Raw genomic sequence first — 243 nt, 5'->3', positions numbered from 1 at the left:
AGTGTAAGCTAGTCCTGCTCGATAAGTGAATTCTTTGTCACTTGCTTTATTTTCTGTATTTGTTAGACGATTACGGTCAGTTTGACTGCTCCAGTCATGGCGGCCAGCAAGTGTTAAAGCCCAGTGGTCATTAATTTTTATTTGATCCTGAAGATATAAACCTGTCTGCTCTAACTCTTGTGAAGCGCTGCCTTGGGTCGTCCACGTGAGGCTGCTAGTACCATAAACGGGATTGAAGACATC

At 43.6% G+C, this 243-nt stretch carries 1 protein-coding gene; it reads right to left on the bottom strand.

What is annotated here, in order from left to right:
- On the bottom strand, positions 1-243 hold a 243-nt coding region (locus ACP7H9_RS14320; RefSeq protein WP_439222950.1), incomplete at both ends, for a TonB-dependent receptor domain-containing protein.

Source organism: Idiomarina sp. ST20R2A10, assembly GCF_051842345.1.
Taxonomy (GTDB): domain Bacteria; phylum Pseudomonadota; class Gammaproteobacteria; order Enterobacterales; family Alteromonadaceae; genus Idiomarina; species Idiomarina loihiensis.
The sequence above is the reverse complement of the archived record's forward strand: the minus strand, read 5'-3'. Positions and strand labels throughout refer to the sequence as shown.